The sequence below is a fragment of the Paraglaciecola sp. QJM3NY_14 genome (assembly GCF_056173245.1).
In genome coordinates this window covers 3621801-3648575 of the sequence record NZ_CM149664.1, presented here as the reverse complement: position 1 = coordinate 3648575, position 26775 = coordinate 3621801, and the positions used below count along the sequence as shown (strand labels likewise).

Below are 26775 nucleotides of genomic sequence, written 5' to 3'. Positions count from 1 at the left end.
ATCACCCTTTCACACCCAGTGAATTGGTGAGTATTAATCAGAAACTTTCGTCTTTATTAGAAGATGAAGCGCTTGATGAAAAATCTTTTCATACGATATCAGTTCAGCGAGATAGATGTATTAAAGAATATTTAGATTCCTTGGCGCCTGCGCAAAAAACAGAATTTTGTGAAGCGGAGATCAAGGTCAATGATGCGCTAGTAGCGCTTGCGCAGCAGCTTTTTGATGCGTCTTTAAAGCAGTTAAGTGGTTTAATTCGTGGACGAAAGGCGGTTAAAAAATACTACTAAGGTTAGCTGAAAAGGTGTTGTGTATGTAAAGGAGTGTTCAATTATCTCTATTTTGCGAATATCCTTAAGATTCATAGTCATATACACTAGAATAAAACCAAAGAAAGCCTAACCCTTGGTGATGAACAACAATGTTTAATAATAAATCAATCCTTATTACTGGCGGTACCGGCTCATTTGGTAAGCGTTTCGTTTCCTTTATTTTAAAAAATTACCAACCGCAAAAGCTCATTATTTATTCTCGAGATGAATTAAAGCAGTTTGAAATGCAGCAAGTTTTTGATGCGCCCTGCATGCGCTATTTTATCGGTGATGTACGTGACAAAGAACGTATGCTCTCTGCCATGCGGGATGTGGACCTCGTGGTTCATGCCGCAGCCCTAAAGCAAGTGCCAGCGGCTGAGTATAATCCCAATGAATGTATCAAAACGAATATAAACGGCGCACAAAACGTGATTGATGCGGCAATAGCAGCTAACGTAAGTCGCGTCATCGCTTTGTCCACCGACAAAGCAGCCAATCCGGTTAATTTGTATGGAGCAACTAAGTTAGCGTCGGACAAGTTGTTTGTGGCGGCAAATAATATTTCTGGAGCTAAGGGTCCACGGTTCTCTGTGGTTCGTTATGGCAATGTTGTTGGGTCACGTGGCTCAGTAGTGCCGTTTTATCGATCATTGATGGAGCAAGGTAAATCTAATTTACCAGTTACCCATGCAGAAATGACACGCTTTTGGATCACATTAGATGAAGGCGTTGAGTTCGTGGTAAAGAACTTTCAGCGAATGCAAGGTGGCGAAATTTTTGTTCCTAAAATTCCATCTGTCGCTATTCTCGACTTGGTAGAGTCTATGAGCGGCACTCGTGAACATGAGCTTGTTGGTATTCGCCCTGGTGAAAAACTGCATGAGGTGATGGTGCCGGAAGAGATGGCGCATCATTCATTGGAGTTCGATGATCATTATGTAATAACACCTGCCATCGTTTTTTTCGAAAAAAATATTGACTATAAGTGCAACAAAATTGGTGAGACAGGTAAACCCGTTGAGGATAAATTTGAGTATCATTCCGGCACTAATCCTCATTTCTTATCTGTGGAAGAGCTACGCACACTAGATAGTACGACGGATTAGCATTGAACATGTTGCCATATGGTCGTCATACTGTTGATCAGGACGATATAGATGCTGTCGTCGATGTACTTCAAAATCAATTTTTAACGCAAGGGGCAACGGTCCCAGCTTTCGAACGTGCCCTTTGTCAATATACTCAGGCAAGCTATGCCTTAGCGGTAAACAGCGGTACATCGGGTTTACATGTGGCTTGTTTAGCGGCAGGCGTTGACTCGTCAGACGTCGTTTGGACGGTGCCCAACTCCTTTGTTGCTTCAGCCAACTGTGCTCGCTACTGCGGGGCCGACGTTGATTTTGTAGACATTGACCCGCTAACACGGAACATCTCTATTGAAGGCCTCAAAAACAAACTGGCTAACTGTAGCAAGTTCCCTAAGGTATTGATCGTGGTGCACTTTGCGGGGGAGTCTTGTGATATGCAAGCGATCTCTGCACTAACAAGCATGCACAATATTACGCTTATTGAAGATGCGGCGCACGCCTTAGGGGCAACCTATCAAGATAAGCCGGTTGGCAGTTGTCAGTTTAGTGATATGACGGTGTTAAGCTTTCACCCTGTTAAGTCTATTACCTCGGCTGAGGGCGGAGCAATAACCACTAACGACGAGGAACTGCTAAAGCGACTTACGCTGTTCGCAAAGCATGGTATCACTCGGGAGCTATCCACTTTTGAAACTCAAGATCAAGGCGCTTGGTATTACGAGCAGCAAGCGCTTGGTTACAATTACCGTATGAGTGACATTCATGGTGCATTGGGTTTATCCCAGTTAAATAAGTTAGATGCGTTTATTCAACACCGACGTGAAAAAGCGGCTGTGTATTTAACAGCACTACGTCCGTTGCCTATTAAATTGCCAAGTGAGGAAACGCTTGCCACCAGTGCGTGGCACCTTTTTATGATTGAGCTTTCAACGCACGACCGAAAGGCAGTGTTTGACGCGCTTAGAAGTCGGGGGATTGGTGTTAACGTACACTACATTCCCATTCATCTTCAGCCTTATTATCAAAAGCTTGGTTTCCAAAAAGGTGATTTTCCTTTTTCTGAGGCCTTTTATAAACATGCTATTACATTACCGTTGTTTCCGACAATGTCAGCTTCACAGCAGCAGCATGTGATTGATACACTCATTGATGTTTTACAGTGAAGTCTAATAAATGAACCTCGCTATTATTCCTGCCAGAGGAGGAAGCAAACGTATCCCTGGTAAGAACAGTAAAATGTTCTGTGGTAAACCGTTAATCGCTTACTCCATCGAAGCGGCCAAAAATTCTGGATTATTTGACAAGATTATTGTTTCTACGGACAGTCAGCACATAGCGGATATTGCGATAAAGTGTGGCGCTGACGTTCCATTTATGAGGCCAGAAAACCTCTCTGATGATTTCACCGGTACAGTGCCAGTTGTTAAGCACGCAATAAAGTTTGTTCAGGAGCAGGGCGAAGCGCCAAGTCATACTTGCTGCATATACGCTACAGCTCCCTTCCTCCAAGTGACTGCGTTAAAAGATGGGTTTAAAAGGTTAAAAGCGGATGTTTCTAAGCACTTTGCGTTTTCTGTTACCAGTTTTCCATTCCCCATTCAGCGGGCATTAAAAATGCAAAATGGGGGCGTGTATCCTTTTAGTCCACAAGACATCCCCAAGCGCTCACAAGACTTAGAAGAAGCTTATCATGACGCGGGGCAATTCTATTGGGGCAAAAGCGAAGCCTTTTTAAAAGGGACCCCCACATTTAGTGAAACGAGTATTCCAATTGTGTTACCTCGCCATTTAGTGCAAGACATTGATACACTTGAGGATTGGGAGCGCGCTGAGTTAATGTATAAAGCGTACATGCAATCACAAAAAGGGGGGTAATATGCAGCAATCCACTTCAGTGAATGCTGAGCGAATTCTGCTAATCCGAATGTTGAGTGTTAAAGACACAGCAACAATAGGGGTTGCAGCATTGCGGCATTTTCAAACTAAATTCCCTGACAGTCAGATTGATTTTCTGACTTTTAGTGCTGGCGCCGATATTATTCATCTAGTCGACCCGAACGTGGAAACGATAACCTTGCCGGCCCACGCGTGGCCTAATGATTTATTAGTCGCAATTGAAGCTTTTTTGGGCTTAGCCGAAACAATAATTCCCAATGAATACACACAAATAGTCAACTTCGATACTGCTTTCATGCCTTGTTTTTTGGCGCGGTTTCTTCATGATGCAGGTGAGAATGTCGCTGGCAATATGTTAAACATCTCAGTCCAAACATTACTCAACCAATTCCAAGACCAAACGTTGCAACCCGATTTTGTTCAAACGACTGAGCGCTATATGCAAAGTACTTTTCACGGCATGACACGTTTGCATAGTCAATGGTGGAACACTCAACAGTTTGATGCAGGGTACACTGAGTTTTACTTGCGTGAATGTTGCGGTTTCACAGACATTGATATTGATGTGAGTTTGCCGATTGAGTGCATACACCGCAACATTTCACTTACTTCTGAGAATGTTTATTCTGAGTCAAGGTCTGAACAAACGACAGCGAAAAAAATCGCGTTGTGTCTAGCTGATGCTCATGATGGATATGCTTATCCATATATTTTTGAACTGAAAGAGATGCTTGAACGCAAAGGGTTTCAGGTTTGGACTAATGGAGGTAAAAAAAGACCTTTAATAGAAACATTGAATGATGTGGCTGATGCCGATTTGGTTGTCACCAAGCCGGGGGAATCACAATGGTATGGCAAGGCAGTGGGTTGCTTAACACTGTTAATTAGCGCCAGCGAATCTCCTTTGTTCAGTATGCCCGATTACGCCACCGACCAAACTGCTCGTTGCCCAGTGCATTGCCCTTTTACTCAAAGTGAGCAATCTAAGTGCTGTTGTGATACACCTGAAGAGTTGGCAGATGGCATAGAGTCAATTTTTGCCGGACAAAGTCGATAACCTAAAAGTTAACACGTACACATGCTAAGAACGTATCTATGTCGATAAATAAACAGTCCACGATTTTCATTGGTGACAGGCCTATTGGCCCCCAGCATCCGCCTTTTATCATTGCCGAGCTGAGCGGTAACCATAATCAACAACTGTCGTTAGCTCTGGATATGGTTGAAGCCGCTGCTAAGGCAGGCGCCCACGCTATCAAATTGCAAACATTTACAGCCGATAGCATGACGCTGGATGTCAATACCGCCGATTTTGTTATCCAAGAAAAAGACAGTTTATGGCATGGTGCTTCTCTACACGGTTTATATGCAAAAGCTGCCACGCCGTATGAGTGGCACAGTGTGCTGTTTAATAGAGCCAAAGAGCTCGGTATGCTGGCTTTCAGTTCTCCCTTTGATGCTAACGCCGTCGATTTTCTTGGTGACTTAGCAGTGCCGTGTTACAAAATTGCCTCTTTTGAGCTAACAGATATTCCGCTTATTAGCAAAACGGCGTCTATGGGGAAGCCGATTATTATGTCAACGGGCATGGCATCATTAAGTGAAATTGAGGCTGCGGTAGTTGCAGCTAAAGCTGCGGGCTGCGACGATATCATATTGCTTAAATGCACCAGTACTTATCCAGCACAGGCGTCAAATACAAACTTGCACACCATTCCTCATCTGCGTGATGCGTTTAGTTGTCAGGTCGGGCTATCCGATCATACCGCTGGCGTTGGCGTGTCAGTTGCTTCGATTGCGTTAGGCGCAGCTGTTATTGAAAAACACTTCGTACTTGATAGGGGAGCAGGGGGGGTTGATGCCGCTTTTTCATTAGAGCCAAGTGAATTTAAAATGCTGGTGGATGAAACACAGCGGGCTTGGCAAGCGCTCGGCGAGGTAAAATACGGGGGCAGTGATGTTGAACAAAAGTCCAAACAGTATCGCCGCTCAATTTATGCTAGTGAAAATATTAAAGCAGGCGAGGCATTTACTGAGATGAATCTGCGCGTAGTCCGTCCGGCTTTTGGTTTAGCGCCCAAACACTGGGAAGACTTGCAAGGTAAGCAGGCGACACAAGACATAATGAAAGGCACAGCACTTAACTGGTCCCATGTTAGATAATACACGCAAACCGCAATGTATTATCTTTCGGGTAGACGCGGGAGCGGATATCGGTTTAGGGCACGTGATGCGTTGCCTTGCATTAGCGCAAGGTTTACATAGTCGCAATGTAAAAGTGATCTTTGCTATTAGTCAGAGTAGTTTGCGGCATTGCCAATCCCGCAGTGATTGGGTGGGGGAATTGCACGTTATTACTGCTAGCTCACGTTATGATGAACATCACGAATTACAGCAACTGTGCATTAAAGAGCAAGCTGACTGGCTAATCCTAGACGGATACCAATTTGATTCCGATTATCGAAAATTACTGGGTTTAAATACCTGTAAACTGGCCATGTTTGACGATGGCCAGTTATTGGACGCGGGTATTAAAGATGAGCATTTATCTATGCTCATCAATTGGGCGAGTGGGGCAGATAAACTAAACTATAGCGACCTTGCACCAAATGCATTGTGCTGTGCGGGTGATAGCTATCGTGTTCTTAGGCAAGAATTTGATCGGGTCCAAACACTCCCCTTAAATAAGCGTAACCGCTTGATCTTGATGTTCGGCGGTAGTGATCCAAGTCAGCTAACTCTGCCCTTGCTGAAACTTTTTTCTGAATCTTCTATTCGACTTCCGATCACTATCATTACAGGAAGTGGTTATCAGCATACTGATGAGCTAGAAAAGTTTATAAAACATAGCCACCTATCGATAGAATACTTTCACGACTGCCAGCAAGTAGCAGAAGTATTTCAACAGGGGCGTTTAGCTATTTCGGCTGCCGGCGCTAGTCAGTTTGAACTGTTACATTGTGCGACGCCTTCAATTTTAGTGGTCACGGCTAAGAATCAATTGTTCGCTAGTGAGCAGGCGAGAGGTCAGGGCTGGTGCTTCGTGAGTATTGAAAATGCTCTGCAAGATCAGCCAACATTTGAAATGAACGCCAAAGCATTATTGCTTGAGCAAATAGTACAAAAATCGATGGCACTGTGGCATCAACCAGAATTATTAAACCAAATGCATAGCAATGCATTATCTGCTCGTCAGCAAGCGGGATTTAATCGTATTTTTACTGCACTTTATTCAGGGCTGCCTAATGAACCACATGAGATTAACTTGCTATGAATGACGTTACCAGTGAGCATTGTTTTGTACCGATTAACGCATCCCATTTATCAGCTGTTTGGCATTGGCGCAATAGTGAAAGAGTGCGGGAAAATATGCATTGCGATAAACTTATTACGTGGGATGAACATCAGCATTGGTTTGAAGCTTTAATGCAAGATACCAACCGTGAATGCTGGATTTACTGCCAACACTCTCGCCCTATTGGTGTGTTGAACGTTAGTGATACTCAACATTCCGTGATGCAGTGGGGATGTTATCTGGGGGAGGTAAATTGCGCACCAGGTAGTGGATTAATACTCGAGTGGGCTGCACTTGAGTATGCTCAACAAAAGATAAACTGCACTGGTCTTGAGGCACAAGTATTATCTTTTAATACTGCGGCTTTAAAACTACATACGCTATTTGAGTACGAACGAGTAAAAATTGAAAGTGGCGGCATGCGCCGAAGCAACGGTCTGTCAGATATTAGCCATTACGACATCCATTATTTCTATTATGCGATGCAAAAATGGCGGCAACACCGAGACGCTGTATTAGTTAAACTACCCAAACCCATTCAAAGAGGGTGTCAGCAAGTGACATTCTTGAGTAAGGAATAAAAGTGAATATTGAACAGATCGTTATGCGCGCTATGCGTGATGTTGCTGAGTTAAGCGACTGTAGATTAATTGACCCAATAGAGCCTGATACGTTGTTGCTGCAGTCAGGGCTTGATTCATTAGGCTACGCAATGTTAGTAGCTCAATTAGAAGAAGAGTTAGGCATCGATCCTTTCACAGAGCTAGCAATAAAAGTGTACCCTGCGACTTTCGCCGAGTTTGTTGCGATTTACGCCCAGGGGTTAGAGCAAACACGCGACTAATGAGTAGCTTAGCGTCGCTTTTACTAACAAAGGCAGTCACTCCTGTGATTGCGAATACAAGCCAGTCGTTTTCATTAGAGCAGTTATTGGCGCGAGCCAAGCTCTGGCGAGCTGAATATCAGTACCTAGAAAATAAACCTCTGGCGCTCATTTATACCGACAGCGCTTCTTTTTGTGTGGGGTTACTCACATTTGATGGCTTGTGTAGTGATCTCTATTTATGCTCAACCGAGCTAGCTAAAAGTATTGAGAATAGCTGCTTGCGGCTCTCGATAGATATTAACTCGCCGCCCAAGCAACTTTTCAGTCAGAACAAGAGCGCGGTAGAAGATCCTCACACTTTAGGCAAGTTGGAAGCACAATCTGATACACGAGAAGTGGTTACTCGCTGGTGGTTAGCCTCGTCGGGTACATCAGGCCAACCTAAATGGTTTGCGCATACACTCACTTCCTTAACCTTGAATACAAAATATTCAAACACGCTCTCAGAATTGAAATGGGCAAATTGCTATCAAGCCTATCGATACGCCGGGTTACAAGTACTATTACAGGTGCTCATCAGCGGGGCAACATTGGTGGACGACACCACGCATGACTTAATAGCAAGACTGCAGCAATATGCAAAGGCCAAGGTCAATGCCATATCTGCCACTCCAAGTATGTGGCGTCAAATGCTGATGACAAACCAGTTACAACACGTGCCACTAAAGCGCATCACATTGGGAGGGGAGATTGCGGACCAACCTTTGCTCGATAAGCTCTCTGAACTGTATCCCCTTGCTAGTATTCGACACATATATGCCTCTACCGAAGCGGGAGTGGGGTTTGTGGTGGCTGACAAAATAGCTGGCTTTCCTGTCAGTTGGTTGCAACAAGGAGTGGCTAACGCGCATCTTAAGATTGACCAAAATCAGCATTTACGGATCAAACCCGCTCACGAGCTTGATGCTAAACTCGAAAAGCTTATTGACGACAATGGCTATCTAGATACCCAAGACATTGTGCGAGCAGACGGCGATAGAGTAATTTTTCTCGGACGGGCGTCGGGCGTTATTAATGTTGGCGGAAACAAAGTGACGCCAGAAAAAGTCGAATCAGTCATTTTGTCGGTTAACGGAGTGTCTCAGGCAAAAGTGTATGGTCAGCCCAATAGTGTGCTGGGCAACCTTGTCGTGGCTGATATTGTTATTGAGCCCAATCAAGACTGGGGAAATATCAGCCGAACTGTTCGCGCACAGTGTAAATTGATGCTACAACGCTTTGAAATTCCTGTAAAATTACGTCAAATTGACAGTTTAGTGATGAGCCCAACGGGCAAATTAAGCAGGAGCGATAGTCATGGCTGAGTACGTCGTAGTAACAGGCGCGAGTAGAGGCTTAGGGTTAGCGGTTTGTCGAGATACCCTTGCATCAGGTTTGTCTGTGGTAGCACTTGCGCGTACCTACAGCCCTGAACTGCATAGTTTGAGCGACGCGTATCCTGATTGTTGTCATTTTATTGAAGCAGATTTAGCTGATTTAGATGCTTTGCCGGCGCTATGTAAGTCAATAGTCAAGCGCTTCGGGCGTCCTTACGGATTGGTGAATAATGCTGCTGTGGGGCATGACGGCGTACTGGCGACTATGCCGAACGGTGAAATAGATAATTTAATGCGCCTTAATGTGCAATCTCCCATGTTGTTAAGTAAGTACTTGCTGCGCTCAATGCTACTTAATAGAAGGGGGCGAATAGTTAATATATCTTCAATTATCGCAAAAACAGGATTTAACGGACTGAGCGTTTATGCTGCTAGTAAGGCAGCGTTAGAAGGCTTTAGTAAATCACTTGCTAGGGAAGTAGGTAAAGCTGGTATCACCGTAAATTGTGTGGCGCCCGGTTATATGCAAACTGATATGACAGGCGATTTACAAGGTGAAAAGCTAGCATCAATTAAACGCAGAAGCCCATTAGGTAAATTAGCCAGTGTTGAGGATGCCGCTGCCATGGTTAGCTTTTTATTAAGTGACAAAGGCTCTGCTATCACTGGCACTGTAATGACGGTTGATGCGGGTAGCACGGCTTAGTTAAGTTTCGCTTAAAAAGGCCGATAAGATAAGTATAAAAATTAAAAGCTAATTCAGTGAATAGTCGTTTGAGGTATAACCTGTTATGAAACTTTCAGTTCTTGTTCCTGCATATAATTTACAAAATTTTATTGCTGAATGTTTACTTTCAGTACTTGAACAAGAGACTGATTTTGACTTTGAAGTCATTGTTTGCGATGACGCATCAACAGATAATACTCAAGCGGTTATAGCAACCCTTGAGACTTTGTTTCCAAACAAGTTAAACGCCATATACAAGACTCAAAACCAAGGCTTAGCGGCTAACATGGGCACCTTGCTTGCAGCGGCTAAAGGCGAATATATAGCCTATCTTGATGGGGACGATATTGCGTTGCCTTCAAAGTTACAGCGTCAAGTAGATTATTTAGATACACACGAAGATTGCCACATGGTCTATCACGAATCCGACATGTTTGATTCGGTCACGGACAAAACTATTAAGCTATATTCGGAAGATTTTTATAACTGGTCATATATCCCAGCGCGTTCCACAATTGAACATATGATTAAATATGGCACCTACATGCAAGCCAGTAGTGTAATGTTTAGAAATCATCAAAATCTGCAAATGACGATTTCAGCTAAATGTAAGATCATTTTTGATTATGCCTTTTATATTAATAATGCAGGTTATTTATCTGCAAATGTTGATTTTATTCCACAAGTGTTAGGCCGCTATCGTATTCATGAAAATAGTTTTGGCCAGCAAACCAGCCGCTCTTATGCCAGACGCGAACAGTCATTGATGGATATTGAATTGGCCTGCCAACAAGCTGTACAGTTTGGTGTTAATCAAACAATCATCGATGCAGGTATCGCTCATCATAGGTTTGCTGCCGCCTTATATTTTCTGATCAGAGGTGCGAATGACCTTTTTATCAAGTACATCGAATTAGCTTCTAAAAAAGATTACTTTTTTAGTGAAAAACATCGTGCGGTGTTTGAAAGCAGACACGACGCTGAGCAACTAAACAAACTGTTAAGTGAAGCTGCTTAAATGTCTAGTTTTGATGTTATAGTCGTTGGTGCTGGTTTTTCTGGGGCCGTCATGGCTGAACGTTTTGCCAGTCAGCAAAATAAAAAGGTTTTAGTGTTAGAACAACGGTCTCATATTGCAGGTAATTGTTATGACTACACCGACGATTCGGGTATTACGGTGCATCAGTATGGGCCTCATTTGTTTCACACCGATAAAGAGCATGTGTGGCAATATCTGAGTCAGTTTACCCAGTGGACGCGCTACGAACATAAAGTACTGGGGTTTATTGATGGTAAATTGGTGCCCATCCCTTTTAATCTGAATACTTTGTATCAACTCTACCCTGATGAGCAAGCACAGGAAATCGAAGCTTTATTAGTGCAGCAATATGGGGCAGGGGGCAAAGTGCCCATTCTGGAACTGAGAAAAAGTCAATTCGCTACACTGCAACAATTAGCTGAGTTGGTTTACGAAAAGTTTTTTGTAAATTATACGACTAAACAATGGGGTTGTTCACCTGAAGACATTTCACCTGAGGTTACCGCTAGAGTGCCCATAATCGTCTCTAGAGATGACCGGTATTTTCATGATAAATATCAAGCAATTCCAAGCCAAGGTTATACTCAGCTTATCGCCAATTTATTAAACCACGACAATATAGAGGTACAACTCAGTAGCGACGCAAGTAGTCTAATTCGCTTAAATGACGCAACTAAGTCAGTGGAATTTAAGGGGCGAGCGTTTGACGGTAAATTGGTTTTTACTGGTATGCTTGACCAATTATTTGACTATTCAGACGGGGAGTTACCTTATCGGTCACTGCAATTTGATTTTCAAACCCTTAATATTAGAGAGTTTCAACCAAATACAACGGTTAATTACCCCAACGAACATGCGTATACTCGCATAACCGAATTCAAGCATATCCTAAGACAACAATCAGACCAAACCGTCATTGTAAAAGAATACCCACAAGACTATGACCGCCACAATCCAAATAAAAACGTCCCGTATTACCCGATTTTTAATCAAGCTAACCAAGAGCGATTCGAGCAATACAAACAAAGGTTGCAAGCGTTTGAGAACGTGATCACGGCTGGTAGGTTAGCTGATTATAAGTATTACAATATGGATGATGCGGTAGGTAATGCGCTGAATATTTTTAATCGGTTCACTGGGCAAGGATCTGCTTAAGATGTTGGCCAGTGAAGCTATTGCTGCAAACCAAAAGCGTATAATACGAAAAATTTCCGAGCTGGATAAGCAGGAATATTGTCTGGTTGGTGATGGTGCTTACGCTAAAGGTTTGTTGGCACAACTTTCCAAATTAAACCTCAGCCTCCCAACTATTTGGTGGGTAAGCAATATTCAAGCAGATTACCCGCATATAGAGCAACAAATTGAAGACGAACAAAGTCGTTTAGAGCTGTCGATAATTGTGCTGGGTACTGGGCACTTTCAACTTGAGATGATTCACAGGTTAGCCACTAAAACAGAGGTAAGTGCAGAGTTTTGGGATATGATGTTGTGCGCCCCAGCACATTCAACACAAGCCGAATTAGGCATTAGCGATAACACACTTCTCTATATCGATTTGTATGCCAGTATCAACCGCCCTGCCTATTTACAATGTTTTTTTGCCGCGCTAGAAGGCGCCGGCACGCGAGTTGATGTTCACCATCCGTTGCAACGTTTTAACGATGATTATCTTCAATCAGCTAAAAGTGTCATTGTTTGGAATGGCTCTACATCAGCATTTTTACCCATTATTGAAAAATTAAAGGCGTTAAAAGTAGAAGTAACCTTTGCTGAATGTGGTTTTTTTCCGCAGCATCAATACTTTTATTTTGACCGCCTTGGGGTCAATAACAATAGTCAACTCTACTTTGATGATCTTAGCTGGGTGAATGAGCAAATGTTGCAAGACTTAAAGCTGTTACGTCAGCAGTTTTTATTGGCCTCGCAAGATGTTAAGCATAGCCAAGAGCGTTATGTTTTTATCCCACTCCAAGTGCCTAGTGATTCTAATGTGCTTAATCATTCAAAATTTACCAAGGGCATGCAACCGTTTATTGATTTTATTGAAGAGCAATACCCAAAGCAAAACTTAGTATTTAAACCCCACCCTAAAGATAGATTGAGTCACACCTATCGATATTCACATGGAAGGGTAAGCAGTGAAGATACAATACAACTTTGTGCTCATGCAGATAGAGTCCATGGCATCAACTCTTCGGTTTTGTATGAGGCGGCCTTGCTGGGTAAAAAAGTAGTCGTTGAAGGTGACTGTTTACTTAAAAAACATATTAGCCAAGTTGATCGGCTGTTGGCGGCTATGTGCTACCGCCAATTCACAGTGACTGATACTTATTTTGATTTAGGTAAATTACAAACCTTCAGTTTTATCTCGCCTTCACTTTTGAGCAAAAATAATAAAAAGCAAGGTTCGGTCAGTGAGCGAAATGACCACGTGCGACAGCAGGAGAAAGTAGTGTGAACAAATGCCAGCTAGTGCGCAAAGACCAGCAATATTGGCTGAAGCAAGCAAATAGCCAAACACCACTAACGAATGTGTGGGAAAGGTTCAGTGAAAAAAATCGCATCGAGCTCTTAACTGCCAGTAATATTTTACCGTATTTAACCAGTATGGAAGCGGATTTAGCGATGCTGACCTGGTTTGACTGCTTAGTTATAAATGGTGAAATAAAGCTCAGTGTGCCAAATACCGATTATTTTATACAGTTATGGCAAAGCGCTACTTGGGATAATCAAGATTTACTCAATGCCGACTCCAACGCGCGTAAAGCGTTTGCAGGGATATGGGGTAGGCAACACAACGGTAACCCTAGAAATGACAACTATGAATCTAATCAACAAGATATCTTTAAGTCTGGTTATAACCAAGCGAGGTTAAAGTTGTTACTGGAGCGTGCAGGGTTTTGTGAAATACAGATACATGTTGAAGGGGCTCAAATCAACGCCAGTGCCACTAAAACCATGCACCGTGGTGAAAGACAAATATCAACTCACTACGACCAAATTCGCCCAGACCATTTAAATAGGTACGAGTTTGCTTGTGAGCAATTAGTCACGCTACCCAGTAATGCTCAAGTTTTAGATTTGGCCTGTGGTATAGGCTACGGCACCTTAATGTTGGCTAAACACACGGGCGCTAAATTAACAGGCGTAGACATTGAACAAGCGGCTATAGCGCATGCTAAACAGCATTTTAGCAATGAAAATACGACTTTTTGTTGCCAAGATGCCAAGTTACTGGATATTGCAGCTAATACTCAAGATGCGGTGGTGTCGTTTGAAACCATAGAACATGTGGATTTTGATCAACAGTTATTAGATGTATTTTTTAAGGTGCTCAAACCCGGTGGACAACTTATCTGCTCCACGCCAAATCAAGATGTCATGCCCTTTGACCCGGTGAAATTTGAATTCCATTTAAAGCATTATACCAATAAAGAGTTGGTTGACTTATTGCTCACATCTGGATTTAGAGATGTACAACTCTACGCACAACACGATCCTGTCTCTGGTAGGGTGGTAGCTGGATCCGATGGGTGTTTTACCTTAGCCAAGGCGGTTAAACCTTAAATGAAAAAATTAAATCAAGAAAACCCAATAAATTTATATGTAGGTTGTGGGCCTGATGCTCGTGAAGGGTTTATTCATTGTGATTTGAGGGAGTTACCCCACGTTGATTGTGTATGCAAAGCCTGGGAGGTCTCAAGACACTTTAGCGGTGTATCTCATATCTACTCTCGGCACATGCTTGAGCATTTAACTAACGCAGAAGCAATGTTAACCCTTGAAGATTGGTATAAAGCACTAGCATTGAATGCAACGGTTAGAATTATAGTGCCGAATATGGACTTTCATTGCCAGCAGTGGCTTCAAGCCGAATGGAATGAGGATACTTTTACTAAAGAGCGTTCTGATGCGTTATACAGCTCAGCTGGTTTTTGGGGATGGCAAGCAGAGTGCGATCCTCTTGAGGCCAATTATAATAACAGTTACTGGGATGTCCATAAATCTGGTTACAATGTGCGAAAGATGAAATTTTTAATGGAAAAAATAGGATTTTCAGAAGTACATTGTGAAATAAAGGGTGACGTCCATTTAGTGACAACCGCGAAAAAGACTGCTCAATAGATGTCCTTCAAAGTTTCGGTTATTGTTCCAGTTTTCAACTCTGAACTATATCTAAATAGATGTTTCGAATCGCTTCGAGAACAAACTTTAACAGATATTGAAATCATATTTGTAGATGACGGTTCTACGGACAAAAGTGCAGACATTTTAAGAGGGTTAGTGAAAGCTGATAAACGTGTGAAACTTATAACCCAAAGTAATAAAGGTACAGGTACAGCAAGAAACGCAGGAATACGTTCGGCTAAAGGGGAATATATTACTTTCATGGATAGTGATGACACCGCTCATAAAGAAATGCTTAATTCTCTTTTCAATAAAGCCACATTTGAAAACGATATTGTAGTTTGTGGCCACCAAGAAATAAAATTAAATCAGACGATTAAGAAACACTCTTTTGAAACTAATTATAACGCCAAGGACTACTTTTCGGATATTGTTTCTTTAGATAAACCCTCCGCAGTTTGGGCAAAGATTTATCATCGTGATTTATTTCTTAATCCTAAGTGTATGTTTTCGGAAAGGACTCGAAATAATGAAGATAATGCTACCTTATTGAAGCTGCTTTACTTTTCAAAGTCGGTCACTTTCATTGCAGACGCCTTTTATAATTGGTTTCGTACCGAGGGGTCAAAAAGCCAAAGTATTAATATTTTGAGAATTACTGAAAGTATCAATGTCATGGGCTGGAGAAAAAGTTTTTTGACCGAAAATGGAGCGGCTAAGGATTATGAGAAAGCATTTTTAAAAAGCGTATTGCGTACCATTACGGTTAGATTAAATAATATTTATAAGTTTACTACTGGAAATGAAAGTAACAGACTCTTATGTCACTTGTATCGAACTCTTTACCAATCGAAGCTGCTCAATGAGAATACTCTTAAAGAAATTAAACAGAACTTCCCTTCAGAGTATTGGAATCTACTTTATCGTGCTTCAGAGCACTCAAAAATGATTGATGTCAACAGTTTCGTAAAGTTATTTCCAAAATTTGATGTTGATATTGCGAAATATAATAGCGAACTCGGAATAGACGCTAGAATTATTTCACTGGTGAAAAATATAGAGAAAGTCGGGGTGCTAGATTTATATATTTATGGAGTTGGTGAAACTTGGTTAATGCTTGAAAAGTACATTCCAAGCACACATTGTATCAAAGGTTTTATCGATAAAAAATTTGAAAAAAGTGCAACAAAGAAATCAAATGAATTTACCTTAAATGAAGCTTTTTCGGTAATGGAGGATCCCTGTACTATAGTCGTAGCAAGCTTTTCTCAAGTGGAGCAAATTACCGAACAAATTTTAATGGTTGCCAAAGGTTTAAATCGAACACCTAGGATAACTTGTTTTTTTGAAGCCGCCCCGAAATTGCAGGGAAGTGTCAATGGATAGTAAAACCTTTTTGCTAAACAAGCTTGTTGAAGACAGTATCGAATATTTTGGTTATGACAATATTGAAGTGACCAGAGAGCTTGCTAGAATCTGGCACGATGATTCTAAAAATTTAAACGGACGATGGAAAGAAGTTGAAAGTTTTGACGATCATAAAGGAAAAATTCTGGATATGGCCTGTGGAGTAGGGACATTTCTGTTTTATGGGTTGAATCAAGGTTATGACGTTTATGGTATTGAACCTGAAAAGTGGAAATTATCCTATATGGATATGAAAATCAAAGAGCTCAATTATCCGGAATATTATAGTGACAGAGTTATTGAGGGAATTGGTGAAAAAATCCCATTTGAAGATAACTATTTTGACTTTATCACTACCTATCAAACTTTAGAGCATGTACAAGACGTTGAACAAACGTTAAATGAACTAATCAGGGTGTTAAAAGTTGGAGGAAAATTAAAGATACAAGCCCCTGATTATAATAGCTTTTATGAGCCTCATTATGGACTTCCATTCCTACCCAGAATGAATAAAAAATTCGCTAAAATATATTTGAAAATTTTGAATAAGCCAACCAAAGGGTTAGATACACTAAACTGGACAACAAGCTATACCTTAAAAGAATCTTTAAGTAATTTTCCCAATGTTAAAATAGTTGATTTAGAGGAACTATACTTTGAGCGTTACAAAAACAAATGGTCTAAAAGCTCACGGCTGCCTAAATTCCTTTCAGATTTTATGGCGAAGGTCAGTTTTTATAAATCTGTTTTTTTACTACAAAAGGAAAAGCAGATTCGATTAGTAATCAGGAAAGAGGCTTAACTTTTTAGACGAGAAGAACAAGTGTTCCGCGAATTTAAATGGATATATAGCCATTTTAAAGGTTCTTACAATAAGGTCGATAAATAAACCAAGGCGCGGTAATTTAACGTATACATTAGGTGGTAATCAATGATTCCGTTTAATAAACCAGCAAGAACAGGACATGAAGATGCTTTCGTATTCGATGCTATGAATAGCTCTGCAATGTCCGGGAACAACAAATATACCCAACTCTGTGAAAAATGGTTTGAAGAAAAATTAGGCTGTAAAAGAGCTATGTTGGTGACTTCCTGTACACATGCCCTAGAAATGGCCGCAATACTGCTCAATATTCAAAATGGTGATGAAGTCATAGTGCCTTCGTACACCTTTGTTAGTTCCGCTAATGCGTTTGTTTTACGTGGTGCAAAAGTAGTGTTTGCTGAAATAGACCCTCAAACATTAAATATTGACGTTGAGTTATTAGAAAGTCTTATAACGTCAAAAACAAAAGCTATCGTTCCGGTGCATTATGCTGGTGTTAGCTGTGATATGCATAGACTGATGGACGTTGCTAAAAAATATAATATAAAAGTAGTTGAAGACGCTGCTCAGTGTATCGGCAGTAACTACGTAGGGAAGCCCGTTGGTGTGCATGGGCATATTGCAACCTTCAGTTTTCACGAAACCAAGAATATTACGGCAGGTGGTGAAGGTGGAATGCTAGTTATCAATGATCCTGATTTGGTCGACCGAGCTGAAATATTAAGAGAAAAGGGAACCAATAGGCGTCAATTTTCTGAAGGAAAAGTAGATAAATATACTTGGGTAGATGTGGGAAGTAGCTATTTGTTAGGAGAGTTAAGTGCAGCGTATTTGTATTCACAACTGTTGGACTTTCAACAAATCAAAGATGAACGATTGGCATCTTGGAATAAATATTTCGCACTTTTATCTGTAATAGAGTTATCAGGTCACATTCAACTTCCGACAATACCTGTTGATTGCGAGCATAACGGGCATATTTTTCATATTCGAGTGAAAGATGTAAGCTGCCGCGATAGTCTTATTAAATATCTGTACTCTAAAGGTGTCGTGAGTGTTTTTCATTATGTTCCATTGCATAGTTCCCCGATGGGGAGGAACGCCGGTATATGTCATTCCAAAATGCAAAGAACAACAAATGAATCACAACGATTGTTGAGGTTACCTATGTTTTTTGGATTGAAAAATGAAGAGATTGATGTAATAACTCATCATGTTTTTGATTATTTTGAATCTCAAAATAATCGTTTACTAGCGCATTGTTAAAAGTTTAGTGTAGTTGGAAAGATATTATTGTTTATATCTGAATAGCGCTAGAAATCACCGGATATAAAGTATGAGTTTAGAAAAGTTACGGATTGGTTTTATTGGCGGAGGAGAAAACTCTGCGGTAGGAACAACCCATCAAATCGCATCACAAATGGATGGGATGTGGAAGTTACAGGCGGGATGTTTTAGCACTCACCCAGAAGTGAATTTATCAACTGCTGACAGTTGGGGCGTTCCACTTGATCGTGTTTATAATGACTGGCAACAAATGTTGCTTAGTGAGAAGGGTAAACTTGATGCCATTGTTGTTTTAACTCCAACTCCGCTGCATGCCGATATCGTCGAAAAGGCCATTTTGTCGGGTTATGCTGTCATTTGTGAAAAAGCACTAGTAACTTCGTCACAAGAAGCTAAACGACTTAGAAGTGTAGTGGAAGATAGTGAGGGCTTTTTAGCTATTACTTATAATTACACTGGGTACCCAATGGTTAGAGAGTTGAGAAACTTAATTTCCACAGGAAAGCTAGGCACATTAAATCAAATTCAAATTGAAATGCCTCAAGAAGGATTTATGAGGTTGGATAAAGATGGTAATAAACCTCGTCCTCAAAAGTGGCGTACAATTGATCAAAAAATTCCCACAGCTTATTTAGATCTCGGTGTCCATTTACATCAAATGGTTTCATTTTTATCCGCTCAAAAGCCTGTTGAACTTGTTGCAATGAATAATAGCTATGGTTTGGTGCCGGATATAATCGACAACACGATGTGTTTAGCAAAATATACCAACAATTTGGATGTACAAGTTTGGTTCAGTAAATGTGCGATAGGTCACAGTAATGGTTTACGTGTGCGGGTGTACGGTACTTTAGGGGCTGCCGAATGGTTTCAGTTGCAGCCTGAGAGCATTACATTTACTGATAATTATAGCCATAAACAGATTATTGAACGTACATCAGTAGAGCTAAATGTTGCTAGTGAATTACGTTACAACCGATTTAAAGCAGGTCACCCAGCAGGATTTATTGAGGCATTTGCTAACCATTATTTTGATTTGGCTGAAAGCTTGAAAGAGTTTAAGCAAACCGCTAAAAGCACTTCACCATGGGTTTTTGGCGTTGATACAGCTATTGAAGGGTTAACATTTTTAGAGGCGATGGTTCGATCAGCAAAGAATAAAACCTGGGAACGGGTTGAGTCTTAATGAACTTAACGATAGCAGTAAGTCTGTTCAATCAAGTTTTGAGGTGCATATGAGCGCGTCATTTTCGATTATCATTCCGACTTATAATGCTAGTAAATTTATTAGCGATTGTTTAGATAGTATTGTTAGCCAAAACCTTTCTTCTTCAGATATCGAAGTGATTCTAGTCGATGATTTCTCTGCGGATAACACCTGTTCTATTGTTCGGCGTTATTACGATATTATTCCTAATTTAAAACTAGTTGAATTATCGACTAATACTGGCCCTGGAATAGCTAGAAACGAAGGTTTAAAAGTTGCTACTAACCAATGGGTTATATTTTTGGATAGTGACGATGAACTAAAATATAATGGCATTCGAACTCTCCAGCAGTTTATTAATAATCAAAAATCACCATCATTAGACGTTGTCGGATTTGATTGGACAGAGAGTCAAAAGTCTGAAAAAAACTTAAAAAGTAGTCAACGTATAGGGCGTCGAGATAACGTTTATTTTTCACATCAGCATAAATTAATTGAAGCTTATTTATCCCATCGTATGGACGGATCAGTGATTTTTACAGCGATGAAAAGATCATTGTTAGTTGAGTCAAATATGAAATTTGACTCTGGTCTTCATGAAGATGTAGATTTTATTTTTAATGTTTATTTCAACGCCAGTGATATACGCTATTTTGATCACATTATTTATTTAAAAAGAAACCATCGAAATTCAATTATCAATACTATATCTAAAGCACATGTTGAAGGTTACTTACGTGCCTGGAATACAATACTCAATATTCTTAAAAATGCTAAATTAACGAGTGCGGTTAAAGATCGGTATCTAGCTGCATACCACTACGGCACTATTGGTGTTATCGCGACTAGAATACGAGAAATAGCTCGTCAAAGGAGTAGCGCAACAAATATACATCCGCTTTTTTCAGCCCTTTGGCTATTTAGTCAAGAAAAACGCAAAAGTAAAGAATTTGTAGAAACTCTCAAAAATTGTAAAACATTATATGGAAATTTATGTCGTTTATTTTTTGATAAGATGGATGAGAAAAGTTTGAGTGAAACAGAAAAAGTAGAAACAATTTGTACGCAGATTAGTCAGCTAGATGGTAAAAGTTGGAGTTGTACGGATTTACAGCATTCTGTATTTATGCGCTCCAATGAAGTTCGTACTTGTTGCAAACGTTTTTTCGTAGACGGTGAAATGCGCGGAGACGTGAAATTGTTTGATGTTACTGATGGCTCCGAGAAGTCTCACGGTAGTAGGGAGATATTGGAAGCTAAACGGGAGTTACATCAAAAAATTAATGCTGGAATAAGTAATCCATGTGAAGGGTGTTCTTTTCTTGAATTTAAAAAGTGGGATACTCTCAATAAGCTAGATATCCATTATTTATCATTAGAATATCATTCAGTATGTAATTTAAAATGTACCTATTGCAGTGATGAATATTACGGTGGTGAAAAGCAAAAATACGATATTGAAGGCAGTATCGAGAAATTTATAGAAGATGAGGCATTACAAAACTGCGCATTAGTTGTGTGGGGGGGGGGTGAGCCGGTTTTGGGTAAAGGCTTTGAGAAAATTACTGGAATGTTAGCTGAAAAAATTCCTAACGTGCAGCAACGAGTTCTGAGTAACTCGGTAAAACATAGCCCAGCAATAGATATATTACTGATAGAAAATCGTGGGCAACTAATAACAAGTATTGATGCTGGTACGACAGAGACCTTTGAAAATATTAGAGGACGGGATTATTTACACAGAGTATGTAGCAATCTCAAAGACTATTCAGAAGTTAACAACAAAAAAATAACCATTAAATATATTTTCACTGAAAATAATGACTCTGAAAATGAAGTTCGCTCTTTCGTAACTTTAATGAAAAGCTATTCGTTACAGAACTGTGTTTTTCAAATAAGCGGTGATTTTAAAAAAGAGCATGTGAGTATTGAATCAGCTACTTCTATGGTTTTAATGTTTGGATTGCTAAAACAGTTAGGCTGTTCTGCAATATACTTTGACGAGTTGTTATGGCATCGATTAGGAGATATTTTTGCATTAAATAGTCCTGATTATGTCAATAGGCTGCATAATCTAACTGGGTTCGAATTCATAGCTACGGCTAAAAAGTATCCTCGAGTAATCGTTTGGGGGGCAGGGCAACAAGCTAAATACCTCGTTTCCAAAAGCCACTTTTTTGAGCAAGCGGAAATTGCTTATTTTGTTGATGCTACACCGAATAAAATAGGCAGCGTTTATTTTGACAAAGAAGTAAAATGCCCTTCGGTTCTCAAGGAGTCTGACCTTCCTATTGTTATTGCAGCTGTTCAAGGTTATGCACTTATTGTAGAGCAATTTAATAAATTAGGGATTGACCAAAATAGGTTAGTTAATGAGTTAATCATTTAATCGAGAGTGGTAACGTAATCCATATATGAAAAAAAAATTATTGATTGCTGGTGGGGGCTATGCTGATATCCCGTTAGTTTTGGCCGCGCAAAAGCTAGGTTTTTATGTCATCACATCAGGAAACAATCCTCTTGATATGGCCCATGAATATTCTGACGAGACCTGTTTAGCAGATTTCTCAAACAATGAATTGATGCTTCAAGTTGCTATATCATTAAAAATAGATGCTATCTGCCCCTGTGCCAATGATTTTTCAGCAATAAGCTGTGCTTATGTGGCGGAAAGAATGAATTTACCGGGACATGACAGTTATTTATTGGCGCAAAAAATTCATCATAAGGATTCATATCGGGAGTTTGCGCTAAAGCATAGTATTCCTAGTCCTAATGCTATGGGTTTTATCGACCCAATCAAGGCCGTAGATAATCTGAAGCTCTTCCAGTTTCCTGTCATGGTCAAACCTGTAGATCTAACCGGTGGTAAAGGCATTCTGAAGGCTTCGTCTGAATTGGAAGCTAAGGAAGCTATCAAAATAGCTTTTGAAATGTCGAAAACAAAAAGGATTGTCATAGAAGATTTTATAGAAGGGACTAGGCATGGTTTTTCTGCTTTTATCGTAGATGGTAAAGTGGCGTTCAACTTCTTAGATAATGAGCATTACTTTCTTAATCAGTATATGGTTTCGGCGGCATCAACTCCGTCCATTGTTCCCTCAAATGTCATTGCAAAGTTAATTAGTTACTCAGAACAAATCGTACATTTAATGAAGCTCAAAGATGGAATATTTCATGTGCAGTTTATTCTTAAAGATGAGCAACCTATTATCATTGAGATATGTCGAAGACCTCCGGGAGATTTATACTTAAATTTAGTCAAGCTTGCCACTTCAGTAGACTATTCTAGCTACATTATTAAAGCCTTTACTGGGGGCGATTGTAGTGAACTCAATCAACGAAATAACGAGGGTTTTTATAGTCGCCATTGTATTATGGCAGATAAAGCAGGAACGATAGACACTGTCAGTATAGATACCACTGTGAAGAGCAATATAGTGAAACAATACTTATGGTGGCATAAAGGCGATGAAATTACAGAGCCATTAACTCACAAACTAGGAATCGTATTTTTAAAATTCAATTCACTCGATGAAATGTTAACCAAAACAAACGATATGCAAAATCTAATAAAGGTTAAAGTTAAATAACAAAAACATTGTGTTTACTCTTTCTCATAGCCTTGATTAGTCAACTTTTCAACCGTTTGGTAGATTAAATAAATACTGCCATTGGTGTACTAAAGATTGTTTGGAAAAGTGTTTTTTAATATTATTGATGTTCCTCTGTGCATGGTATTCAGTTAAAAATCCTTCGTCTAATTTAGCTATATCAAACAGTTTTATATCACAATCTTTCAGTGTATCCCATGTGGTAACAGACGGGCGAATGAACACTCTACAGCCATAACTTAATAGCGTAACTATAGTTCCCATTGCCTGTTGGCGATCATGATCAAATAAAGCTATGTCCACCTCTTTAAGTAAGTTTTTGTATTCATCAAATGGTAAAAACTCTGTCATTGGTATGAATTGGTCACCAAATAATTCATTGCCATATTTAATTACTTTTTTTATGTGTTCAGGATGGCCTTTATTGGCATAAGATAGAGGCGTGTAAACCTTGCCTATTCTGTGTTTGTATTTCGATATTTGTTCCAATAAAAATAAGTGATTGTTATTTGTTGCACCGGAATTACCTAGTAAGATATTTTTTGAAGTATGATTTTTTTGAGTATATTCAGTTGGTTGATATAAATTGCTAGGATAAGCAAAGTTTATAATAGCGTGTCCTTTTGCTCCATACCAAGTTCTAACAAACTGTATGTCACCAGCGGAATAAGAGACAAGGTGACCAATCGTCTCAATTATCTTTTTGTGTTCATCATTTTTACTATCAGGATTGTAAAAGTCTGCTCCCCACATTACCCAATACGATTTCTGTAATAGGTCCGGAAAGGTAATTAGTAAATTATTAATTTTATCTCGCCATAGACCGTGAAGAATGATTTTTTCTGCTGCTTGTAAAATTTTTACTAAACATAAAAAGTCATCATCAGTATGAATAAATTTGACATTATGGGAAGGCGTCAGTCCAAATTGATATTTTTCACTGGTGATATAAATAAACTGGTGTTCAGAAACGTGAAAATTCTCTTGGATAAATTCTATGTAGGGAGGCATAAACTTTTCAGAAATCATAATATGAACATATTTAATCAATTTTTTATCCCAGTTGAGGTGAATTTTAATATATATATATATGATTTCGCTAATTTATTTTCTCGATAGCAAAACTTTGATTTTCCTTAATATCCATAGTGAGATATTTTAACCGCCATTTATGTGTCACGCAAAACTCATGTACTGCCTCAATAACACCATATTTAAACGATTTTTCCCAATTCCCCATACAATAGTCGTGGCCGGCTATTATCCCTCCAGGCTTTATTTTTTGGGCATATAGCTCTAGTTCTAACTTAGTTTGCAAATATTTATGTGTTGTATCTATATAGATCCAGTCAAAATAATTATCGGGAAAATCATGGACTGCTTCATGGGATAAGCTTCTATTAATAACTACGGATTTTAAGCGTATTTGTTGCTCAAATTTACTCTTTATTTTATCTAAAAGAGTTTGATTGAACCGTGTACTATCCCAGACATCAATCAAATGTAGTGTTTTGGGTTTGTTTTCTTTCAAAATCTGTGAAGAAAAACTTCCAGTGTCAACGCCGAGCTCTGCCGCGATGCCTTCTTGTGGTAGTTTTTGTAATAATTCTAATCGGTTAACAAGTAGTGTACAGTTTTTGATATGTGAATGCTGAAGAGGTATTTGGGGGATATTTTCAATGATATTACTTCTAAACTCTTCTTGAAGAGAAAAAATTTGAGCTGAATTTTTTTGTATTTCTTCAATGTCATTTGAATTTACATAGTTATCAATACCTACTGACTTTAAAGTGTTTGAAATATCAGTAAAAAAATCACTGCAAATAATGATTAGATCGAAATTTAAATTTTCTAAGTCTGAATAGTGATAGATTTTTAAACCTAACAGAATTTTGCCCTGTCGTTTTATATTACTATCTACAAAGCCAAGTACTTCATATTGTAAAGACAGTGCAGTTAATTCAGCGAGTGCTTTATTTGACGTTCCATAAATTAAAATTTTCTTCATTTTTTTGCCTTTATTTCAACTGACAAGTTTCAGGGTTGTGTATATTTTCTTTTAGTTAGCTTTGAAAAATGGATGTTCTTTGGAGGTAATATTCGAGAGTAACGAACCTGAAGATATTTTCTACATGGTTAACTTTAAAGGAAGCTAAGTGTGGATTTAGGTATTGGGAGATAGGATCAATATTTGTAAATTTACTATATCTTGAACTTTCATAATGCAGCATATTAGTAATCTTACGAAGGACTTCTTCGTCTCTTATTCCTTTTGCGTAATTAATGTATCCGCGGCTTATTTTTGGGTATGATAGTAAATTTGATTCTTTACCTAGTAATGTTTTCCGTGTTTTTTGCCATGGTATACTTTCAAAAAAATCAGGGAAAAACTTAATCAGCATATCAGCGTACAATTTATTATCTTTTCTATAATCATCGGGTAAAGAGTATACAAATTCAATTAGATTATTATCGAAAAACGGTTTTCTCTGAGTTATTTTATGAAGGCTATTAACACTGCCCATATTAGTAAAGCGCCTGACTCTATTCATTAAAAGGTGAGGTTCACATTTATCTATCGCATAAAAGTCTGAATCAAAATCTACTCTATCGGTTTGATTTTTGTAAAACTGTTTTAAGTCACTATTATTCGCTTGCTTATCTAAAGGTAGATGATTTAACCAGCCGCCACCACATACAACATCTCCAGCATAACCATTTAAGTTAAACGTGATTTTATTCGATACCTCTTCTAGAAATTCAATTCCGTGCATATGCATCATGCTTAGCATACCATCAGTTCGCCAAATAGAATTAAAACGAGATTCAAACCAGTTAGATTCAGAAAAGTTATATATTGTATGCTTCCACTTTGTTTTCTTTGCTACGATTTTAGCTATCTCTATATCGTCACAACCTTCTATTCCAAAGGTGTAGAGTTCTCCAATATAGTCGGGATACAAGGTGTTTACAGCAGCAATGATCGCTCTACTATCCAATCCCCCACTCAATGATACTCCCATTTTTTCATCCGGGCTAAATCGTTTTTTTACAGAGGCTAAAAATAGCGTCCCAAGTTGTTCAACAGCGCTATCAAAAGAAACATTTTGTAATTTAATTTCAGACCACTTCCAATAAGTGGTTTGTTCTAAATTACTTGATTTTAGATCATATGTAATAATTGTTGAAGGTGGGACTAGCTCGATATTTTTAAGTAGCGTCTCATTTTCAACTAAATAACCTAGTTCGAGAAAAGAATTTATAGCGTCTTCGTTTAAAGTGTAATCTGTTCTAGGTAGGGCAAGTAATCCTTTTACTTCAGCACTCCAAGCTAACTTATTATCCATAGAGCAATAATACAATAAACTCATGCCGTACCTATCAGATATTAGGTGAACTTTTTTATTAATACTGTCATAAATTATCGCATGGAAGTAACCATCAATTTTACTCAATATATCTTTTAGTTTTTGATTGATGTATGACTCGTAAAGTAACTCCTCAAAAGTATTTTCAATATAATTATATTTTTCACCTTGTATTGATATGAAAATTCCATTTTTATTAAAGGTTTTTTTGTGGTTTTTAGTTGACTTTAAATGTATATGAGACATTTGTATTGAAGAGTCGTTAACTATATCGTCAATTATTAGGTCGTTTGAGTCAACTATTAAAGCAGTAGACATTAAATGAATGTTATCTTCATTTGATTCACTTTTTGTATATCCATAAATGCCTGGCATAT

Annotated in this window: 25 protein-coding genes; 22 read left to right on the top strand and 3 right to left on the bottom strand. The window is 39.2% G+C overall.

Annotated elements, in window-relative coordinates; translation table 11 throughout:
- Positions 1–26 precede the first annotated feature (26 nt).
- The 22 genes from AC0VYA_RS15595 (at position 27) to AC0VYA_RS15490 (ending at position 23009) form a co-directional block, all read left to right on the top strand.
- On the top strand, positions 27–290 hold the full coding sequence (locus AC0VYA_RS15595) for a hypothetical protein (protein ID WP_475488877.1): 264 nt from the start codon (positions 27–29) through the stop codon (positions 288–290).
- A gap of 131 nt (positions 291–421) precedes the next feature.
- Positions 422–1420 (top strand): UDP-N-acetylglucosamine 4,6-dehydratase (inverting), encoded by a 999-nt coding sequence (pseB, locus tag AC0VYA_RS15590; protein ID WP_475488876.1) that lies wholly within the window; start codon positions 422–424, stop codon positions 1418–1420.
- Between the two features lie 8 nt (positions 1421–1428).
- Complete coding sequence (gene pseC / locus AC0VYA_RS15585; protein ID WP_475491078.1) at positions 1429–2565, top strand: UDP-4-amino-4,6-dideoxy-N-acetyl-beta-L-altrosamine transaminase; 1137 nt, start codon at positions 1429–1431, stop codon at positions 2563–2565.
- Positions 2566–2575: 10 nt separating this feature from the next.
- Positions 2576–3277 carry a pseudaminic acid cytidylyltransferase gene (gene pseF, locus AC0VYA_RS15580; protein ID WP_475488875.1) on the top strand — a complete coding sequence of 234 codons (702 nt, stop codon included), beginning with the start codon at positions 2576–2578 and terminating at the stop codon, positions 3275–3277.
- Between the two features lies 1 nt (position 3278).
- Complete coding sequence (locus AC0VYA_RS15575) at positions 3279–4355, top strand: glycosyltransferase family 9 protein (protein WP_475488874.1); 1077 nt, start codon at positions 3279–3281, stop codon at positions 4353–4355.
- A 38-nt stretch (positions 4356–4393) separates the two neighbouring features.
- Positions 4394–5461: a pseudaminic acid synthase gene (gene pseI, locus AC0VYA_RS15570; RefSeq protein ID WP_475488873.1), complete on the top strand. Its 1068-nt coding sequence runs from the start codon at positions 4394–4396 to the stop codon at positions 5459–5461.
- Complete coding sequence (pseG, locus tag AC0VYA_RS15565) at positions 5451–6572, top strand: UDP-2,4-diacetamido-2,4,6-trideoxy-beta-L-altropyranose hydrolase (protein ID WP_475488872.1); 1122 nt, start codon at positions 5451–5453, stop codon at positions 6570–6572. Before pseI ends, pseG begins: the two co-directional genes overlap by 11 nt.
- On the top strand, positions 6569–7174 hold the full coding sequence (gene pseH / locus AC0VYA_RS15560; protein WP_475488871.1) for a UDP-4-amino-4,6-dideoxy-N-acetyl-beta-L-altrosamine N-acetyltransferase: 606 nt from the start codon (positions 6569–6571) through the stop codon (positions 7172–7174). Before pseG ends, pseH begins: the two co-directional genes overlap by 4 nt.
- Before the next feature lie 2 nt (positions 7175–7176).
- Positions 7177–7437, top strand: coding sequence for an acyl carrier protein (locus AC0VYA_RS15555; RefSeq protein ID WP_475488870.1), 261 nt, complete (start codon positions 7177–7179; stop codon positions 7435–7437).
- 44 nt (positions 7438–7481) lie between these two features.
- Positions 7482–8783 carry an AMP-binding protein gene (locus AC0VYA_RS15550; protein WP_475488869.1) on the top strand — a complete coding sequence of 434 codons (1302 nt, stop codon included), beginning with the start codon at positions 7482–7484 and terminating at the stop codon, positions 8781–8783.
- Positions 8776–9501 (top strand): SDR family NAD(P)-dependent oxidoreductase, encoded by a 726-nt coding sequence (locus AC0VYA_RS15545; protein ID WP_475488868.1) that lies wholly within the window; start codon positions 8776–8778, stop codon positions 9499–9501. The genes AC0VYA_RS15550 and AC0VYA_RS15545 overlap by 8 nt, the downstream gene beginning before the upstream one ends.
- A gap of 85 nt (positions 9502–9586) precedes the next feature.
- Positions 9587–10540, top strand: coding sequence for a glycosyltransferase (locus AC0VYA_RS15540; protein WP_473475205.1), 954 nt, complete (start codon positions 9587–9589; stop codon positions 10538–10540).
- A complete protein-coding gene (gene glf, locus AC0VYA_RS15535; protein ID WP_475488867.1) occupies positions 10541–11716 on the top strand; it encodes a UDP-galactopyranose mutase in 1176 nt (391 codons plus the stop codon).
- A gap of 1 nt (position 11717) precedes the next feature.
- A complete protein-coding gene (locus AC0VYA_RS15530; protein WP_475488866.1) occupies positions 11718–13019 on the top strand; it encodes a capsular polysaccharide export protein, LipB/KpsS family in 1302 nt (433 codons plus the stop codon).
- Positions 13016–14128 carry a class I SAM-dependent methyltransferase gene (locus tag AC0VYA_RS15525; RefSeq protein ID WP_475488865.1) on the top strand — a complete coding sequence of 371 codons (1113 nt, stop codon included), beginning with the start codon at positions 13016–13018 and terminating at the stop codon, positions 14126–14128. The genes AC0VYA_RS15530 and AC0VYA_RS15525 overlap by 4 nt, the downstream gene beginning before the upstream one ends.
- The gene (locus tag AC0VYA_RS15520) at positions 14129–14686 is read left to right on the top strand and encodes a class I SAM-dependent methyltransferase (protein WP_160181681.1); all 558 of its coding nucleotides are present in this window, start codon (positions 14129–14131) and stop codon (positions 14684–14686) included. It begins immediately after the preceding gene.
- Positions 14687–16075, top strand: coding sequence for a glycosyltransferase family 2 protein (locus tag AC0VYA_RS15515; protein WP_475488864.1), 1389 nt, complete (start codon positions 14687–14689; stop codon positions 16073–16075). It begins immediately after the preceding gene.
- Positions 16068–16898, top strand: coding sequence for a class I SAM-dependent methyltransferase (locus tag AC0VYA_RS15510; RefSeq protein ID WP_160181683.1), 831 nt, complete (start codon positions 16068–16070; stop codon positions 16896–16898). Before AC0VYA_RS15515 ends, AC0VYA_RS15510 begins: the two co-directional genes overlap by 8 nt.
- A 129-nt stretch (positions 16899–17027) precedes the next feature.
- The gene (gene rffA, locus AC0VYA_RS15505; RefSeq protein WP_475488863.1) at positions 17028–18188 is read left to right on the top strand and encodes a dTDP-4-amino-4,6-dideoxygalactose transaminase; all 1161 of its coding nucleotides are present in this window, start codon (positions 17028–17030) and stop codon (positions 18186–18188) included.
- 70 nt (positions 18189–18258) lie between these two features.
- Positions 18259–19395: a Gfo/Idh/MocA family protein gene (locus AC0VYA_RS15500; protein ID WP_160181685.1), complete on the top strand. Its 1137-nt coding sequence runs from the start codon at positions 18259–18261 to the stop codon at positions 19393–19395.
- A gap of 49 nt (positions 19396–19444) precedes the next feature.
- Positions 19445–21805 carry a glycosyltransferase gene (locus tag AC0VYA_RS15495; protein WP_475488862.1) on the top strand — a complete coding sequence of 787 codons (2361 nt, stop codon included), beginning with the start codon at positions 19445–19447 and terminating at the stop codon, positions 21803–21805.
- Between the two features lie 25 nt (positions 21806–21830).
- Positions 21831–23009 carry an ATP-grasp domain-containing protein gene (locus AC0VYA_RS15490; RefSeq protein ID WP_475488861.1) on the top strand — a complete coding sequence of 393 codons (1179 nt, stop codon included), beginning with the start codon at positions 21831–21833 and terminating at the stop codon, positions 23007–23009.
- A 48-nt stretch (positions 23010–23057) separates the two neighbouring features.
- Here the strand turns inward: AC0VYA_RS15490 and AC0VYA_RS15485 are convergent, their stop codons facing one another.
- The 3 genes from AC0VYA_RS15485 to AC0VYA_RS15475 form a co-directional block, all read right to left on the bottom strand.
- Positions 23058–24059 (bottom strand): TDP-N-acetylfucosamine:lipid II N-acetylfucosaminyltransferase family protein, encoded by a 1002-nt coding sequence (locus AC0VYA_RS15485; protein WP_475488860.1) that lies wholly within the window; start codon positions 24057–24059, stop codon positions 23058–23060.
- A 70-nt stretch (positions 24060–24129) separates the two neighbouring features.
- Complete coding sequence (locus tag AC0VYA_RS15480; protein WP_473475188.1) at positions 24130–25038, bottom strand: class I SAM-dependent methyltransferase; 909 nt, start codon at positions 25036–25038, stop codon at positions 24130–24132.
- A 55-nt stretch (positions 25039–25093) separates the two neighbouring features.
- Positions 25094–26773: an asparagine synthase-related protein gene (locus AC0VYA_RS15475; RefSeq protein WP_475488859.1), complete on the bottom strand. Its 1680-nt coding sequence runs from the start codon at positions 26771–26773 to the stop codon at positions 25094–25096.
- Positions 26774–26775 lie beyond the last annotated feature (2 nt).